Genomic DNA, 16,058 nt, shown 5'->3' with positions numbered 1-16,058 from the left:
CCGCTGGCTGAGCTCAGCTTCCGGCGCCGCCGTTCCGGCCCAGCTGATCCTGGATCAGCTTGGCCTTTTCCAGCAGCCGCTCGGTGCCTTTTTCCCGCTCCGCCTCCTGCTCCTGCCGCGCCTCCGAGGCTTCGCGCTCGGCGGCCATCGCCTGTTGCTCTCCTTCCTGCAGCAGGGCATCGATGGCGTCGAAATTGAAGAAGTCGCGGGTATTCGCCAGCCGCTCCGAGTAATGGACCACGTTGGCGGCGTCGGCAAGGATGATGGATGGCGAGGTATAGCCGCTGAGCGGGTACTCGGTGATCAGCACGCCGTAGCGCTTGTGGAAGTCGCGGCCGCGCAGCGTGGACAGCAGCGCGATATTGGGCAGGCCGTGCTCGTGCCGCGCGCGCGCCAGCGACGACGGCGAGTCGACGGTGATCACGATCAGCTTCAGATGGGGCCAGCTGTCCAGAAAGCGCCGGGTTTCCCGCAGCAGCAACAGGCCGGCGTGTTCTTCCTCGTCGACCGACAACAGGGTGACGATCAGCTTCGGCGTGTGGGAGAAGCCCTCCAGCGGAGCGTCGCGCTTCTGGTCGTCCACCAGCATGAAGCTGGGCAAATAGCTGCCTTGGCGTGGGAAATCGCCGATGACGGGCAGCATTTCATCGCCGTATTGCACCCAAAAGTCTTCCATTTCCACTCCTCCTAGCATTTTCATCGTGGACGAGCGGACAGCGAAATCAAGAATTTCGTCCTAAATGAAACGAAAAACCCGCCTGGCGGCGGGTTGGCGGAAACGGGCGCGGGCGCCTCAGGAAGTCTGCAGCGCCGGCTCCGGCGCGGTTTCCTGCCGGCTTCTGGGCGGGGCGGGCGGCTCGGCGCCCTCCAGCACCTGGCGCATCCGTTCGACATCCAAGGCTTTTTCCCACTTGGCGATCACCACGGTGGCGACGCCATTGCCGATCAGGTTGGTGATGGCGCGGGCCTCGGACATGAAGCGGTCGATGCCTATCAGCAGCGCCAGTCCTTCCACCGGCAGCTTGCCGCCCAGCGTGGCCAGCGTGGCCGCCAGCGTGATGAAGCCGCCGCCGGTCACCGCCGCCGCGCCCTTGGAGGTCAAGAGCAGCACGCCGATGATGGCCAGCTCCTCGCCCAGCGTCAGGTTCACATTGGTGGCCTGGGCGATGAAGATCGCCGCCATGGTCAGGTAGATGGAAGTGCCGTCCAGGTTGAACGAGTAGCCGGTGGGCACCACCATGCCGACCACCGGCTTGGAGCAGCCCAGGTTCTCCAGCTTCTTCATGATGCCCGGCAGCGCCGATTCGGACGAAGACGTGCCCAGCACCAGCAGGATTTCTTCCTTGATGTAGACCAGGAAGCGCCACAGGCTGAAGCCGGAGAAGCGGGCGATGGTGCCCAGCACGATGAAGACGAAGGCGAAGCAGGTCAGATACACGCAGGCCATCAAAAAGCCCAGCTGCTTCAAGGAGCCGATGCCGTACTTGCCGATGGTGAAGGCCATCGCGCCGAAAGCGCCGATCGGGGCCAGCTTCATCAGCATATTGATCACGCCGAACAACGCGTGGGAGAACTCGTCCAGGATGTGGACGATGTTCTTGCCGTTGTCTCCCATCTTGGTCAGCGCCAGGCCCAGCAGCACCGAGAAGGTCAGCACCTGCAGGATCTCGCCGCTGGCGAAAGCGCCGACGACGGTGTCCGGGATGATGTGCAGCAGGAAATCGACGGTGTTCATTTCCTTGGCGCCGGCGGTGTATTTGGCGATGTCCTTGGCGTGCAGCGTGTGCGGGTCGATGTTGAGGCCGGAGCCGGGCTGCAGCAGGTTGACCACGACCAGGCCGATCACCAACGCCAGCGTGGTGACGGCTTCGAAGTAGAACAGCGCCTTGACGCCGACGCGGCCCACTTCCTTCATGTCGCCCATCTTGGCGATGCCGACCACGACGGTGGCGAAAATGATGGGCGCGATCATCATCTTGATCAGCTTGATGAAGGCGTCGCCCAGCGGTTTCATCTTGGCGCCCAAGTCAGGCGCGAGGGCGCCGAGCGTGACGCCCAGCGCGATGGCGATCAGCACCTGGACGTACAGGCGCGAAAAGAAGGGGGTCTTGGTTTGCATGGTTCTCCCGACTGGCGTTGGTTGCTTCGGATGCGGACTCTTGGATGGTCCATTTGCATCCGATGCTAACAACAGCCATCGGCCGGGAGCATTGTCGATATCCCTATCGGGGATAACCCTGATGCCGTATCTGCTTTGAATATTCAGTGCAGCTGTTTCAGATAGGACGCGAATCCGCTGAGCAGCATTTCCACCGAGATGGCGGTCAGCACCAGCCCCATCAGCCGCTCCAGCGCGGTGATGGCCTGTTCGCCCAGCAGCTTCTGCAGCTTGCCGGAGAACAGGAACACCACGGTGGTGACCAGCATGCAGATGGTCAGCGCGCCCATCCACTCGAGCATCCGGCCCGGCTCGCGGGTGGACAGCAAGAGCACGGTGGCCATCGCCGACGGGCCGGCGATCAGCGGAATGGCGATCGGCACGATGAAAGGCTCGCCGTGCAGCTTGTCGCCGCCGAACACGCTGCCTTCGCCGGGGAAGATCATCTTGATCGCGATCAGGAACAGGATCACGCCGCCGGCGATGCGCATCGACTCGTCGGTCAGATGCATCAGCTCGAGGAAATTGCGGCCGAACAGCATGAAGATGGTCAGCACCAGGAAGGCGATCAGGCACTCGCGGTAGACCACGCGCTTGCGGCGCTCGGGCTTCACTTGCTTCAGCGCGGAGATGAACAGCGGGATATTGCCCAGCGGGTCGGTGATCAGGATCAGCAGGATGGTGGCGGATAGAAACGAGGTTTGCATGGTTTGAGGCTTGGGTGGGTTCGGCTGCGATTATCTCATGCCGGCCGAATGGCGGCGAGCGGGGATGCGACTGGAAATTAACCGTTCTCGCAGCTCCTGGCGGCGAACGTCCGTAAAAATGCCGCCCGGCCATAGGCGGGGCGGCATGTCGCCGGAGCGGGCGGGCGTTTACTGCTCGCCGTTTTCGGACTCGGTCTCGCCGTTTTCCCCGTCCTTCTGCTTGCGCGCGCTGCCTTCCACCATATTGATGACGAACAGGCGGCATTGCAGCGAGCCGTTGAATAGCGGCGTGCGGCGCTTCGGCGCCAGATGGATCAGCTTGCCCAGGCGCAGGTCGCCGCTGAACAGGCAGGCGGTCCAGCCGGCGAAGTGGGCCTTCAGCCAGTCGCCCAGCTCCGGGTACCAGGCCGCCAGCTGGTCCTGTTCTTCCAGCCGCACGCCGTAGGGCGGGTTGCTGACGATCAGGCCGTGCTCGGCGTGAGGGCGGGTGTCGGCCACGTCGGCGGCCGCGACCTCGATCAGATCGGCCAGGCCGGCGCGCTCCAGGTTGGCGCGGGCGATGTTGATCATGGCTTGCGAGCGGTCCGAGCCGCGGATGGCCAGCGAAGCGGCCGGCTGCTCGGCCTTGCGAGCGTCGAGTTGCAGTTTTTCCCAGGCGGCGGAATCGAAGCTGGACAGCGCTTCGAAGCCGAAGCGGCGGGCGCGGCCCGGCGCGCGGTTCAGCGCGATGTCGGCGGCCTCCACCAGGAAGGTGCCGCTGCCGCACATCGGGTCCAGCAGCGGCTGGCTGCCGTCATAGCCGGCCAGCAGCAGGATGCCGGCGGCCAGGTTTTCGCGCAGCGGCGCTTCGCCGGTTTCCTCGCGCCAGCCGCGCTTGAACAGCGGCTCGCCGCTGGTGTCCAGATAGATGGTCGCCTCGTCGGCGGTCAGGAACACATTGACGCGCACGTCCGGGTGGCGGGTGTCGACGCTGGGGCGGCCCTGATGGGTCTGGCGGAAGCGGTCGCAGATCGCGTCCTTCACCGTCAGGCCGATGTAGTCCAGGCTCTTGACGCGGGCGGCGATGCCGTCGGCCTTCAGTTTGATGGTGCGCGACACGTCGAACCAGCGCGGCCAGTCCACGCCCATCGCCAGCCGGTAGATGTCCTGGTCGGCGTGGTAGCCGCCGTGGGCCAGGCGCAGCAGCACGCGGCTGGCGGTGCGGCTGTGCAGGTTGACGGCCATCATCAACCGCGCGTCGCCGGCGAAGGCCACGCCGCCGTCGGTCGGCGCGATGTCGCCGGCGCCCAGCGCCAGCAATTCGTCGGCCAGGATCTGCTCCAGGCCGCGCGGGCAGGGGGCGAACAGCGACAGCCGGCTGTCCAGGCGATTGGTGATCACGTTTTCGGCGCGGGCGGCCGGCGCGTGGACGTGGCCGCCGTCATGCGGGCGCTGTTCGAAAGCGCGGCGCGGCTGGTCGACGCGGTGGGTGTCGCCGAAGGGCTGCAAGCCGCGCGGGCGATGCTCGTGCCGGTCGCCGCGCGGGCCGCGGTCTTCGCGCGGTTGCCATTGCGGCTTGTCGTCGCGGCTGAAGCGGTTGTCGCGCTCGCCGTCCTCGCGTTTGGAGAACAGTTTGCGCGGCGCGTCGCCGTCCTGGCGCGGCTCGCGGTCTTCGCGCGGCTGCCATTGCGGCTTGTCGTCGCGGCGGAAGCGGTTGTCGCGTTCGCCGTCCTCGCGCTTGGAGAACAGCTTGCGCGGCGCGTCGCCGTCCTGGCGCGGAGCGCGTTCTTCGCGCGGCTGCCATTGCGGCTTGTCGTCGCGGCGGAAGCGGTTGTCGCGCTCGCCGTCCTCACGCTTGGCGAAGGGCTTGCGCGGCGCGTCGCCGTCGTGGCGCGGAGCGCGTTCTTCGCGCGGTTGCCACTGCGGCTTGTCGTCGCGGCGGGAATGGCTGTCGCCAACCTCGCGCTTGGCGAACACCTTGCGCGGACCGTTGTCGCCGTAGGAGGCGCGGTCCTCGCGGGCTTGCCACTGCGGCTTGTCATCGCGGCGGAAGCCGCCTTCGGCGCGCGGCTTGAATTCGCGCGGCGGGGCGTCTTCGGTATGCAGCGGCTTGCGGCCGGACGGGCCGCGGTCGCGGCTGTAGCGCTTGTCCTGCGGCGCGCCGTCGCGGCGGAATTCGGAAGCGCGTTCCACGCCTTCCGGCAGCGGCTTGCGATTGGACGGACCGCGGTCGCGGTCGTAGCGGCGCTCATGGCCGGCTTCCGGCTGGCGCTTGTCGAGGCGGCGATCGTCCTGGCGCGGCTGCCAGGCCGGCTTGTCGCCGTCGCGGTTGAAACGCTTCTGCTGGCCTTCGCCGCGGTCGTCAGGGCGCTTGTCGAAACGACGATCGTCCTGGCGCGGCTGCCAGGCCGGCTTGTCGCCGTCGCGGCTGAAACGCTTCTGCTGGCCTTCGCCGCGGTCGTCAGGGCGCTTGTCGAAACGACGATCGTCCTGGCGCGGCTGCCAGGCCGGCTTGTCGCCGTCGCGGTTGAAGCGTTTATGCTGGCCGTCGCCGCGGTCGTCGGGGCGCTTGTCGAAGCGGCGCTGCTCCTGGCCGGGCTTCCAGTCAGGCTTGCCCGGACCGGGCCGCTGGCCGGAATAGGGCGCGCGCGGCTTGCCGTCCTGAGGCGGCCGATCGGGGGCGCTCGGGTTTCCGCCTGCCGGCGAGTTGGCCGCGCGTTCGCGGCTGGTTTGATCGCGGCGCTGGCTGGCGCGTTGGCGGGAGCGGAAACTGGACATGAAACGACCTCGAATGGACAAGCTAAAATAAGTAATCCTTTAATTTTAACGTATTTGGCCGCCGCCTGCTTGGTGACGCTGCGGCTTTCCGCTACCATAACCGGTTCGATTGGATATTGGATTGCGATGTTGCACAGCAGTTTCGCCTCCCGGCTGGTGGCCTGGCAACGGCGGCACGGCCGCCACGACCTGCCCTGGCAGGTGAAGGATCCATACCGCGTCTGGCTGTCTGAGATCATGCTGCAGCAGACTCAGGTGAAGAGCGTGCTCGATTATTATCCGCGCTTCCTGGCCCGTTTTCCGGATGTGGCGGCGCTGTCCGCAGCGCCGGCGGACGACGTGCTGGCGCAGTGGAGCGGCCTGGGTTACTACAGCCGGGCGCGCAATCTGCACAAGGCGGCGCGGATGGTGATGGACGCGTTCGGCGGCGAGTTTCCGCCCGAGCGCGAGCGGCTGGAGCGCTTGCCCGGCGTCGGGCGGTCCACCGCCGCCGCGATTTCGGCCTTCGCCTTCGGCCGGCGCGAAACCATCCTGGACGGCAATGTCAAGCGCGTGCTGGCGCGCTGTTTCGGCATAGACGGCTTTCCCGGCGACAAGGCCATCGAGAAACGGATGTGGGCGCTGGCCGAGCAGATCCTGCCGGCCGACGCCGCCGACATCGGCCCCTATGTGCAGGGCCTGATGGACTTGGGCGCCACGGTATGCAGCCGCGGCAAGCCAGCCTGTACCGTCTGCCCGATGGTGGATGGCTGCGTGGCCGCGCGCGAGGGCCGCACCGGCGAGCTGCCGACGCCGCGGCCTAAGAAAGCGGTGCCGACGCGCCACACGGCGATGCTGCTGGCGCGGCACGAAAACAAGGTATGGCTTGAGCGCCGGCCGCCCACCGGCATCTGGGGCGGATTGCTGTCGCTGCCGGAGTTCGGCACCACGCTAGAGATGGAAGGCTGGCTGAGCGGCCGGGGAGATGGCGACATGCTGCCCGCCTGGCCGGAGCTGGAACATGTATTCACCCATTTTCGCCTGATCATCACGCCGCAGCCGGTCCGGATCGACCGTCTGGCCGCGGCTGGAGTCGCCGAGGCTGATGGCCAGTGGCTGGACATCGATCAGGCGGTGGACGCCGGCGTGCCGGCTCCTGTGCGCCGATTGCTGCTGAGGCTGGCGGCGCATGATTGAAAGAGGGCAGGCTAGCCCTGTCCGCGTGGCCAATCCGCTGGCCGGGCGAGCCCGGCCGCGGTTTTAAGACGGCGAGTCCGTCCAGATAGAACTGATATGGTTTCCGTAGTCCGCACCGTTGCCGATACCCTGGCCGACGCCGCCGACCCGGCGCGCTGGCTGGAGCGCATGTCCGCCGTCTTTCCCCATGAGGAAGGCGCGCTGCTGGCGCGCGCCTTCCACGCCGCACGGGAGCTGTACGCCGGCAAGGCCGTTCCCTCCACCGGAGAAGACCTGTTCACCCACGCGGTGGCCGCCGCCGCGGTGGTCGCCGATCTGAACCTGCTGCCCGACGCCATCGTCGCCACCTTGCTGTTCTCGGCGCCGGACTACCAGCCGGAATGGCAGGCCTGGCTGACCGAGGCCTTCAACCCGACCGTGGCGATGCTGGTGGACGGCGTCGGCGGTGTGCGCCGCATCACCGAGTTCGCCCGCATCGACAGGATGGCCACGCCCGAAGACTGCGCGCGCCAGGCCGAGACCATGCGCAAGATGCTGCTGGCGATGGTGGCGGACATCCGCGTGGTGCTGATCAAGCTGGCCTGGCGCACCCAGACCATGCACTACCTGGCCAACGTGCAGGACGAGGCGGTGCGCCGCCGCATCGCCGGCGAGACGCTGGAGTTGTTCGCGCCCCTGGCCAACCGCCTGGGCGTCTGGCAGATCAAGTGGGAGCTGGAGGACCTGGGCCTCAGGCATACCGAGCCGGACACCTACAAGAAGATCGCCAAGTTGTTGGACGAGCGCCGGCTGGAGCGCATCGACTATATCGAGCGGGTGCTGGATGTCTTGCGCGAGGAATTGAAAAAGGCCGGCGTCAGGGCCGAGGTGGCCGGCCGGCCCAAGCACATCTATTCCATCTGGAAGAAGATGAAGAAGAAAAGGCTCGATTTCACCGAGCTTTACGATATCCGCGCGGTGCGCATCCTGGTGGACAAGCTGCCGGACTGCTACACCGCGCTCGGCATCATCCACGGCATGTGGCAGCCGATCCGCGGCGAGTTCGACGACTACATCTCCCATCCCAAGGCCAATAACTACCGCAGCCTGCACACCGCGGTGGTCGGCCCCGAGGACAAGGCGCTGGAGGTGCAGATCCGCACCTTCGAGATGCACGAGCACGCCGAATTCGGCGTCGCCGCGCACTGGCGCTACAAGGAAGGCGGCAAGGGCGACGCCGCCTACGAAGAGAAGATTTCCTGGCTGCGCCAGCTGCTCGATTGGCGCGAGGAAATGTCCGACCGCGAAGGCTTGGCCGAGGCGTTCAAGACCGAGCTGTTCGCCGACACCATCTACGTGCTGACGCCGCAGGGCAAGGTGCTGGCGCTGCCGCAAGGCGCGACGCCGATCGACTTCGCCTACGCCATCCACTCTGGCCTCGGCAACCGCTGCCGCGGCGCCAAGGTGGAGGGGCAGATCGTGCCGCTGTCCACGCCGCTGCAGAACGGCCAGCGGGTGGAAGTGCTGGTGGCCAAGGAAGGCGGCCCGTCGGTCAACTGGCTGCACGACGGCTGGGTGAAGAGCCACCGCGCCATCTCCAAGATCCGCCAGTACATCCGCCTGCAGAACGCCGACACCGTGCGCGAGACCGGCAAGGCGCTGTTCGAGCGCGAGCTGGCGCGGCGGCCGCACATCCAGCCCAATCTGCAGCAACTGGCGGAGAAGCTGGGCTACGACAAGCTGGACGAAGTCTACGGCGCGCTGGGGCACGGCGAGCTGACGATACGCGCGGTCAGCAACGCGATCACCAGCTTCGCGCCGCCGCCGGCGGTGGAGGTGCAGCCGGAAAGCCTGATCCGCGCCAGCAAGGGTGGCCACGACGCCGGTGGCGTGCTGATCGAGGGCGTGGACAATCTGATGACGGTGCTGGCCAAGTGCTGCAAGCCGGCGCCGCCCGACCAGGTGATGGGCTTCGTCACCAAGGGGCGCGGCATCTCCATCCACCGCAGCAGCTGTCTGACCTTGAAAAAGCTGTCGCAGGAAGTGCCGGAGCGGCTGATCGCCGCCGAGTGGGGCGAGCAGAAGAACAGCGTGTTCCCGATCGACATCGAGGTGATGTCGCAGGACCGGCCTGGCCTGCTGCGCGACATCTCCGACGTGCTGTCGCGCGAGAAGCTGAACCTGATCGGCGTCAACACCCTGTCGCGCGACCAGAAGAGCCGCTTGCGGCTGACGGTGGAAGTGCGCCAGGTTCAGGACATCAGCCGTGTGCTGTCGCGCCTGATGGAATTGTCCGGCGTGCAGGAGGCGCGCCGGGTCTGAGCGGTAACGGAGAAGCCGGCTGGAATGCCCGCGGGACGGGCGTTGCGGCCGGTTTCGCTTTTGGCGCGGGCGAGTGGCCGGCGCCGGACGGTTTGCGTTTAAGCAAGTCGCATCGATTCGCAATTTGCTTTCATGTGAAGAAATTTTCATAATCGTGGGCATTGCCCTGGGTAAACCGCCGTCATGCGGTTTGCGCCTTTTGGACGCATACGAGAGAGATCGATATGTCTGCACTGATTGAAGCCGCGCGCCGCGCGCTGTCCCTGATGGACCTGACCACCCTCAACGACGACGACACCGACGAGAAGGTGGCCGCACTGTGCTGCAAGGCCAAGAGCCCGGACGGCACCGTGGCGGCGGTATGCGTGTACCCGCGCTTCGTGCCCATCGCCAAGAAAACGCTGCGCGAAGCGGGTTGTCCGGAAGTGCGGGTGGCCACTGTCATCAACTTCCCGCACGGCAATGACGATATCTCGATCGCGGTGGCCGAAACCCGCGCCGCCATCGCCTACGGCGCCGACGAAGTGGACGTGGTGTTCCCGTACCGCGCGTTGATGGCCGGCAACCGCGATATCGGCTTCGAGCTGGTCAAGGCCTGCAAGGAAGCCTGCGGCGGCAAGCTGCTGAAGGTGATCATCGAGAGCGGCGAGCTGAAGGACGCGGCGCTGATCCGCGCAGCCAGCGAGATTTCCATCCGCGCCGGCGCCGACTTCATCAAGACTTCCACCGGCAAGGTGCCGGTCAACGCTACGCTGGCGGCGGCCGAAACTATGCTGGCCGTGATCAAGGAGCAGGGCGGCGAATGCGGCTTCAAGGCCGCCGGCGGCGTCAAAAGCGCCACCGAGGCCGCCGAATACCTGGCCCTGGCCGCGCGCCTGCTGGGCGAGGGCTGGGCGGACGCCCGCCATTTCCGCTTCGGCGCGTCCAGCCTGCTGGCCAATCTGCAGATCGAGATCGCCGGCGGCGTGGCCAAGCCGACTTCCGGCTACTGATCCATTCAAGAATTCGCGGGGTTACCGCACTCTGGCCGGGCGATTTCCCGGCCGCACCGCCCATTGCCGTCTCATTCTGCAGCGCAATGGGTTTCAGGCAGGAGAATGCCATGTTTTTGCCGCAGGAAATCATCCGCAAGAAACGCGACAACCTGACGCTGTCGCAGCAGGACATCCAGCAATTCGTCGCCGGCATCACCGACAACAGCGTCGCCGACAGCCAGATCGCCGCCTTGGCGATGGCCATCTACTTCAACGGCATGGAGCTGGACGAGAACGTCCACCTGGCGCTGGCGATGCGCGATTCCGGCCGGCGCATGCACTGGAAAGACCTGAACCTGCCGGGCCCCATCGTGGACAAGCACTCCACCGGCGGCGTCGGCGACGTGGTGTCGCTGATGCTCGGGCCGATGGTCGCCGCCTGCGGCGGCTTCGTGCCGATGATTTCCGGCCGCGGCCTGGGCCACACCGGCGGCACGCTGGACAAGCTGTCCGCGGTGCCCGGCTATAACCCGTTCCCCGAGCCGGAGCTGTTCCGCAAGGTGGTGAAGGACGTCGGCGTGGCCATCATCGGCCAGACCTCGGACCTGGCTCCGGCCGACCGCCGCTTCTACGCCACCCGCGACGTCACCGCCACGGTTGAGTCGATCGCGCTGATCACCGCGTCCATCCTGTCCAAGAAGCTGGCGGCGGGGCTCGACGTGCTGGTGATGGACGTGAAGGCCGGCAGCGGCGCCTTCATGCCGACCATGCAGAAGTCCATCGAACTGGCCGAGCGCATCGTCAAGGTGGGCAACGGCGCCGGCGTGGCCACCACCGCGCTGATCACCGAAATGAGCCAGCCGCTGGCCTCCACCGCCGGCAACAGCATCGAAACCCGCGAGGCGGTGCGTTACCTGAAAGGCGACGAGCGCAACCCGCGCCTGCACGAAGTGACGATGGCGCTGTGCGCGCAGATGCTGATCGGCGGCAAGCTGGCCGCCGACGAGGCCGACGCCCGCGCCAAGCTGCAGGCCGCGCTGGATTCCGGCCGCGCCGCCGAGATTTTCGGCCGCATGGTGACCGCGCTGGGCGGTCCGGCCGATTTCATGGAAAACTACGACCGCCATCTGGCGCCGGCCCCCATCGTGCGCCCGGTGTACGCCGACCGCGCCGGCTATGTCGGCGCGATGGACACCCGCGGCATCGGCATGGCGGTGTGCGCGCTGGGCGGCGGACGCCGCTTGGCCACCGACGTGCTGGATTTCCGCGTAGGACTGTCGCAGTTCGTCGAACTGGGCCAGAATATCGGCAAAGACACACCGCTGATGATGATCCACGCCGCCGACGAGGCGAGCTTCGAAGACGCGGCGCGCCGCGTCAAGGCCGCCATCCGCGTTGACGAAGCCGCGCCGTCCGAGCTGCCGCTGGTTTACCAGATCATCCGCGGCGAATAAGGCCGGGGAGGCATCATGAAACGCGCAATCATCTTGATCTTGGACTCGCTGGGCATCGGCGCGGCGGCCGACGCGCCGGCGTTCGGCGACGCCGGCAGCAACACGCTGGGCCACATCGCGATGGAGGCGGCCGCCGGCCGCGCCAACGTCGGCCGCAGCGGCCCGCTTAAGCTGCCCAACCTGTCCAAGGTGGGCCTGGGCCACGCCTGCCGGCTGTCGTCCGGCTATTTCCCGGAAGGCATGGACCCGGCCGATCCGGTGGCCGCCTACGGCTACGCCCGCGAAATCTCCAGCGGCAAGGACACTCCGTCCGGCCACTGGGAGATCGCCGGCGTGCCGGTGCTGTTCGATTGGGGCTATTTCTCCGACCACGACAACAGTTTTCCGCAGGCGCTGCTGGACGCCATCGTCGAGAAGGCAGGCCTGCCGGGCTACCTGGGCAATTGCCACGCTTCCGGCACTGAGATACTGGACCGCCTGGGCGAGGAGCACATGAAGAGCGGCAAGCCGATCTTCTACACCTCGGCCGACTCGGTGTTCCAGATCGCCTGCCACGAAGAAACCTATGGCCTCGAGCGCTTGTACGAACTGTGCAAGATCACGCGCGAGCTGTTGGAGCCTTACAATATCGGCCGCGTGATAGCCCGGCCCTTCGTCGGCGAAGGCAAGGGCAAGTTCGCCCGCACCGGCAACCGCAAGGACCTGGCGGTGGAGCCGCCGGCGGCCACGGTGTTGAAGAAGCTGGCCGATGCCGGCGGCGACGTGGTGTCGATCGGCAAGATCGCCGACATCTACGCCCACGTCGGCATCACCCACAAGCACAAGGCCACCGGCTTTGACCAGCTGTGGGACGCAACCCTGACGGCGATGGACCAGCATCAGGACAAGCCGGCCATCATCATGGCCAACTTCGTCGATTTCGACTCCAGCTACGGCCATCGCCGCAATACCGCCGGCTACGCCGCGGCTCTGGAAGAGTTCGACGCGCGCCTGCCCGAGGTGATGGCCGCGATGGGCGACGACGATATTCTGATCCTGTCCGCCGACCACGGCTGCGACCCCACTTGGCCCGGCACAGACCACACCCGCGAGCACATCCCGGTGCTGTGCTACGGCAAGAAGGTGAAGGCCGGGCCGATAGGCGAGCGCGCGACTTTCGCCGACATCGGCCAGAGCGTCGCCAGCCACCTGGGCCTGCCCAATATGGACTACGGCACGTCCTTCCTGGACTGATGCCGCCAGACCGGGCCGCCGCGCGCGGCCCGGCGTCTTTTTCCCCGTCCGAGCGAATCGGGCGGGAACAGAGTCATCTAGAGGAGACCTTGAATGGCAACCCCGCATATCAACGCCAAAGACGGCGCCTTCGCCGAAACCGTACTGATGCCGGGCGATCCGCTGCGCGCCCAGATGATCGCCGAGACCTTCCTGGAAGGCGCTGAGCAGGTGACCAATGTGCGCAATGTGTTTGGCTACACCGGCACCTACAAGGGCAAGCGCCTGTCAGTGATGGCCCATGGCATGGGCATTCCGTCCGCCAGCATCTATACCACCGAGCTGATCAAGGACTACGGCGTCAAGAACATCATCCGCATCGGCTCCTGCGGCGCGGTGACGCCTGACATCAAGCTGCGCGAGCTGTTCGTCGCCATGGGCGCGTCCACAGACAGCAAGGTCAACCGCATGCGCTTCAACGACCACGACTATGCGGCCATCGCCGATTACACGCTGCTGCGCACCGTGGTGGACACCGCGGCCGAGCAGGGCAAGCGGGTCACCGTCGGCAACGTGTTTTCCGCCGACCTGTTCTACGGCGTGCAGCCGAACATGTTGCATGTGCTGTCCAAGATGCAGGTCAACGTGATCGAGATGGAGCTGGCCGGCATCTACAGCGTGGCCGCTCAGTACGGCGCGCGCGCGGTCGGCATTCTGACCGTGTCCGACATTATCCCGACCGGCGAGGCCACCAGCGCGGAGGAGCGCCAGACCTCCTTCCGCGACATGATGGAAGTGGCGCTGGACGCTGCGATCAAGCTGTAAGCCACTGATCGCCATGAATAAACGGACGCCGCCCGGCGTCCGTTTTCGCATTGCGAAACGGAGTGTGGCATGCGCGCACACGGTTTATCGTGCAGTGCACAAAAAATGCTTGCCTAATCCAGATGGTATACCGATAATCGGTATTGCATCAGGGCGTTGCGCACTGTGGCGTTCCTGGTGTTGTCTCCTCCATCCTCCTTCTTTAGGTGGAACTTGGCGCAACACGCTTGAGCGTTGCGCTTTTTTTTTGCCGCCGTTTTTCGCCCGGATTCCACCGTTTCCCGCCTGCTGGAAATCTGTTGTGTCACAAGGGTTTGACAGCTACCCGGCCACTGCACTAGAATCCGTAACTTTCAAGAATTACGATGGAAGAGTTCCATGAAGACCTTTTCTGCCAAGGCGCATGAGGTAAAGCGCGAATGGTACGTGGTCGACGCCGCCGATAAGGTGCTGGGTCGCCTGGCTGCCGAAATCGCCCGCCGTCTGCGTGGCAAACACAAGCCGGAATTCACCCCGCACGTTGACACTGGCGATTTCATCGTCGTAGTGAACGTCGACAAGCTGCGCGTGACCGGTACCAAGGCACAAGACAAGAAGTACTACCGTCACTCTGGTTACCCGGGCGGCATCTACGAACGCACCTTCACCGAACTGCAAAACCAGTTCCCGGAGCGCGTTCTGGAAAAGGCCGTGAAAGGCATGCTGCCGAAGGGTCCGCTGGGCTACGCCATGATCAAGAAGCTCAAGGTATACGCCGGCGCTGAGCACCCGCACGTCGCCCAACAGCCCAAAGTGCTGGAAATCTGATTTTAAGGCTTAACAATGAACGGTAAATACTACTACGGCACTGGTCGTCGCAAGAGCTCCGTTGCTCGCGTGTTCATGCAGAAGGGTTCCGGCCAGATCATCGTTAACGGCAAGCCTGTTGACGAGTATTTCGCCCGTGAAACCGGTCGCATGGTTATCCGCCAGCCGCTGGTTCTGACCGAAAACGTCGAATCCTTCGACATCAAGGTGAACGTTGTCGGCGGCGGCGAAACCGGCCAAGCCGGCGCGATCCGCCACGGCATCACCCGCGCCCTGATCGACTTCGACGCTGCTCTGAAGTCCGCTCTGTCGGCAGCTGGCTACGTGACTCGCGACGCTCGCGAAGTTGAACGTAAGAAGGTCGGCCTGCGCAAAGCTCGCCGCGCCAAGCAGTTCTCCAAGCGTTAATCGGGGATTACTGCTCGAAAAACCGCCCGGCTTCGGCCCGGCGGTTTTTTCTTTTGCTGTGCACTTGCCGCCACAGCGTCTACTGCCTAAACTGTCGCTTTTGCGACATTTTTTTACATAAAGGGCAGTCTACATGATCAAGGTTGGGATCGTCGGGGGCACCGGTTACACCGGCGTCGAGTTGTTGCGTTTGCTGGCCAAGCATCCGCAGGCGCGCGTGACGGCGGTGACTTCGCGCAAGGATGCCGGCATCCGCGTCGACGAGATGTTTCCCAGCTTGCGCGGCCGCATCGATTTGGCGTTCAGCACGCCGGACGAGGCCAGGCTGCAGGACTGCGACGTGGTGTTCTTCGCCACGCCCAACGGCATCGCGATGCAGGAGGCCGCCGCGCTGCTGGATGCCGGCGTGCGGGTGGTGGACCTGGCGGCGGACTTCCGCATCAAGGACGTGTTCGAGTGGGAGAAGTGGTACGGCATGCCGCACGCCGCGCCGCAGTTGGTGGCCGACGCCGTCTACGGCCTGCCGGAAGTGAACCGCGAGGCCATCCGCGGCGCGCGGCTGGTAGCTAACCCGGGCTGCTATCCGACCGCGGTGCAGCTGGGTTATCTGCCGCTGATCGAAGCCGGCGTGATCGACGCTTCCAGCCTGATCGCCGACTGCAAGTCCGGCGTGTCCGGGGCCGGCCGCAAGGGCGAGATCGGCGCGCTGCTGGCCGAGGCCGGCGACTCGTTCAAGGCTTACGGCGTGGCCGGCCACCGCCACTTGCCGGAAATCCGCCAGGGTTTGGCGCGCGTCAGCGGCAAGCCGGTGGGGCTGACTTTCGTTCCGCACCTGACGCCGATGATACGGGGCATCCATGCCACGCTGTACGCTAGGCTTTCCAAGGATGCCGATCTGCAGCAGTTGTTCGAGAGCCGCTATGCCGGGGAAGCCTTCGTCGATGTGCTGCCGGCGGGCAGCCATCCCGAAACGCGCTCGGTGCGAGGCGCCAATCTGTGCCGGATCGCGGTGCACAGGCCGCAAGGCGGCGACACCGTGGTGGTGCTGTCGGTGATAGACAACCTGGTCAAGGGCGCGGCAGGCCAGGCGGTGCAGAACATGAACCTGATGTTCGGCCTGCCGGAGACGGATGGCCTCGATGTGGTGCCGCTGTTGCCGTGATCGCAGGGCAGGGGCTTGAAGGCTCGCCATTCGCCCTGATATCCGACTAAAATAGTGGGTGAATGGCCGCGACCGGCCCGATTGAATTGCGAGGTTACACATGACAGAAGCTGCTAC

Annotated in this window: 13 protein-coding genes; 9 read left to right on the top strand and 4 right to left on the bottom strand. The window is 65.6% G+C overall.

What is annotated here, in order from left to right; all coding sequences use genetic code 11:
* Positions 1-13 precede the first annotated feature (13 nt).
* The 4 genes from VL52_RS02100 to VL52_RS25170 form a co-directional block, all read right to left on the bottom strand.
* The gene (locus VL52_RS02100) at positions 14-676 is read right to left on the bottom strand and encodes a redoxin family protein (protein ID WP_046155504.1); all 663 of its coding nucleotides are present in this window, start codon (positions 674-676) and stop codon (positions 14-16) included.
* A 117-nt stretch (positions 677-793) separates the two neighbouring features.
* Positions 794-2,119 carry a dicarboxylate/amino acid:cation symporter gene (locus VL52_RS02095; protein ID WP_046155503.1) on the bottom strand — a complete coding sequence of 442 codons (1,326 nt, stop codon included), beginning with the start codon at positions 2,117-2,119 and terminating at the stop codon, positions 794-796.
* A 143-nt stretch (positions 2,120-2,262) separates the two neighbouring features.
* Positions 2,263-2,865 carry a MarC family protein gene (locus tag VL52_RS02090; protein WP_021478811.1) on the bottom strand — a complete coding sequence of 201 codons (603 nt, stop codon included), beginning with the start codon at positions 2,863-2,865 and terminating at the stop codon, positions 2,263-2,265.
* A gap of 168 nt (positions 2,866-3,033) precedes the next feature.
* Complete coding sequence (locus VL52_RS25170; protein ID WP_052729063.1) at positions 3,034-4,230, bottom strand: THUMP domain-containing class I SAM-dependent RNA methyltransferase; 1,197 nt, start codon at positions 4,228-4,230, stop codon at positions 3,034-3,036.
* Between the two features lie 1,521 nt (positions 4,231-5,751).
* Here VL52_RS25170 and mutY point away from each other — a divergent pair.
* From mutY to argC, 9 genes are all read left to right on the top strand, one after another.
* Entirely contained in the window at positions 5,752-6,798 is a 1,047-nt protein-coding gene (gene mutY / locus VL52_RS02080) for an A/G-specific adenine glycosylase (protein ID WP_046155602.1), read from the top strand.
* A gap of 96 nt (positions 6,799-6,894) precedes the next feature.
* Positions 6,895-9,099, top strand: coding sequence for a RelA/SpoT family protein (locus VL52_RS02075; protein WP_046155501.1), 2,205 nt, complete (start codon positions 6,895-6,897; stop codon positions 9,097-9,099).
* A 224-nt stretch (positions 9,100-9,323) separates the two neighbouring features.
* Positions 9,324-10,091, top strand: coding sequence for a deoxyribose-phosphate aldolase (deoC, locus tag VL52_RS02070; RefSeq protein WP_046155500.1), 768 nt, complete (start codon positions 9,324-9,326; stop codon positions 10,089-10,091).
* Between the two features lie 110 nt (positions 10,092-10,201).
* Entirely contained in the window at positions 10,202-11,527 is a 1,326-nt protein-coding gene (gene deoA / locus VL52_RS02065) for a thymidine phosphorylase (RefSeq protein WP_046155499.1), read from the top strand.
* 15 nt (positions 11,528-11,542) lie between these two features.
* The gene (locus tag VL52_RS02060) at positions 11,543-12,760 is read left to right on the top strand and encodes a phosphopentomutase (protein ID WP_046155498.1); all 1,218 of its coding nucleotides are present in this window, start codon (positions 11,543-11,545) and stop codon (positions 12,758-12,760) included.
* Between the two features lie 93 nt (positions 12,761-12,853).
* The gene (gene deoD / locus VL52_RS02055; RefSeq protein ID WP_046155497.1) at positions 12,854-13,564 is read left to right on the top strand and encodes a purine-nucleoside phosphorylase; all 711 of its coding nucleotides are present in this window, start codon (positions 12,854-12,856) and stop codon (positions 13,562-13,564) included.
* Positions 13,565-13,942: 378 nt separating this feature from the next.
* Positions 13,943-14,371 carry a 50S ribosomal protein L13 gene (gene rplM / locus VL52_RS02050; protein WP_021475775.1) on the top strand — a complete coding sequence of 143 codons (429 nt, stop codon included), beginning with the start codon at positions 13,943-13,945 and terminating at the stop codon, positions 14,369-14,371.
* Between the two features lie 15 nt (positions 14,372-14,386).
* The gene (gene rpsI, locus VL52_RS02045; RefSeq protein WP_021475776.1) at positions 14,387-14,779 is read left to right on the top strand and encodes a 30S ribosomal protein S9; all 393 of its coding nucleotides are present in this window, start codon (positions 14,387-14,389) and stop codon (positions 14,777-14,779) included.
* A gap of 133 nt (positions 14,780-14,912) precedes the next feature.
* A complete protein-coding gene (gene argC / locus VL52_RS02040) occupies positions 14,913-15,941 on the top strand; it encodes an N-acetyl-gamma-glutamyl-phosphate reductase (protein ID WP_046155496.1) in 1,029 nt (342 codons plus the stop codon).
* Positions 15,942-16,058 lie beyond the last annotated feature (117 nt).

This window comes from Chromobacterium vaccinii, assembly GCF_000971335.1.
Taxonomy (GTDB): domain Bacteria; phylum Pseudomonadota; class Gammaproteobacteria; order Burkholderiales; family Chromobacteriaceae; genus Chromobacterium; species Chromobacterium vaccinii.
This window is presented reverse-complemented; position numbering and strand designations above follow the sequence as displayed.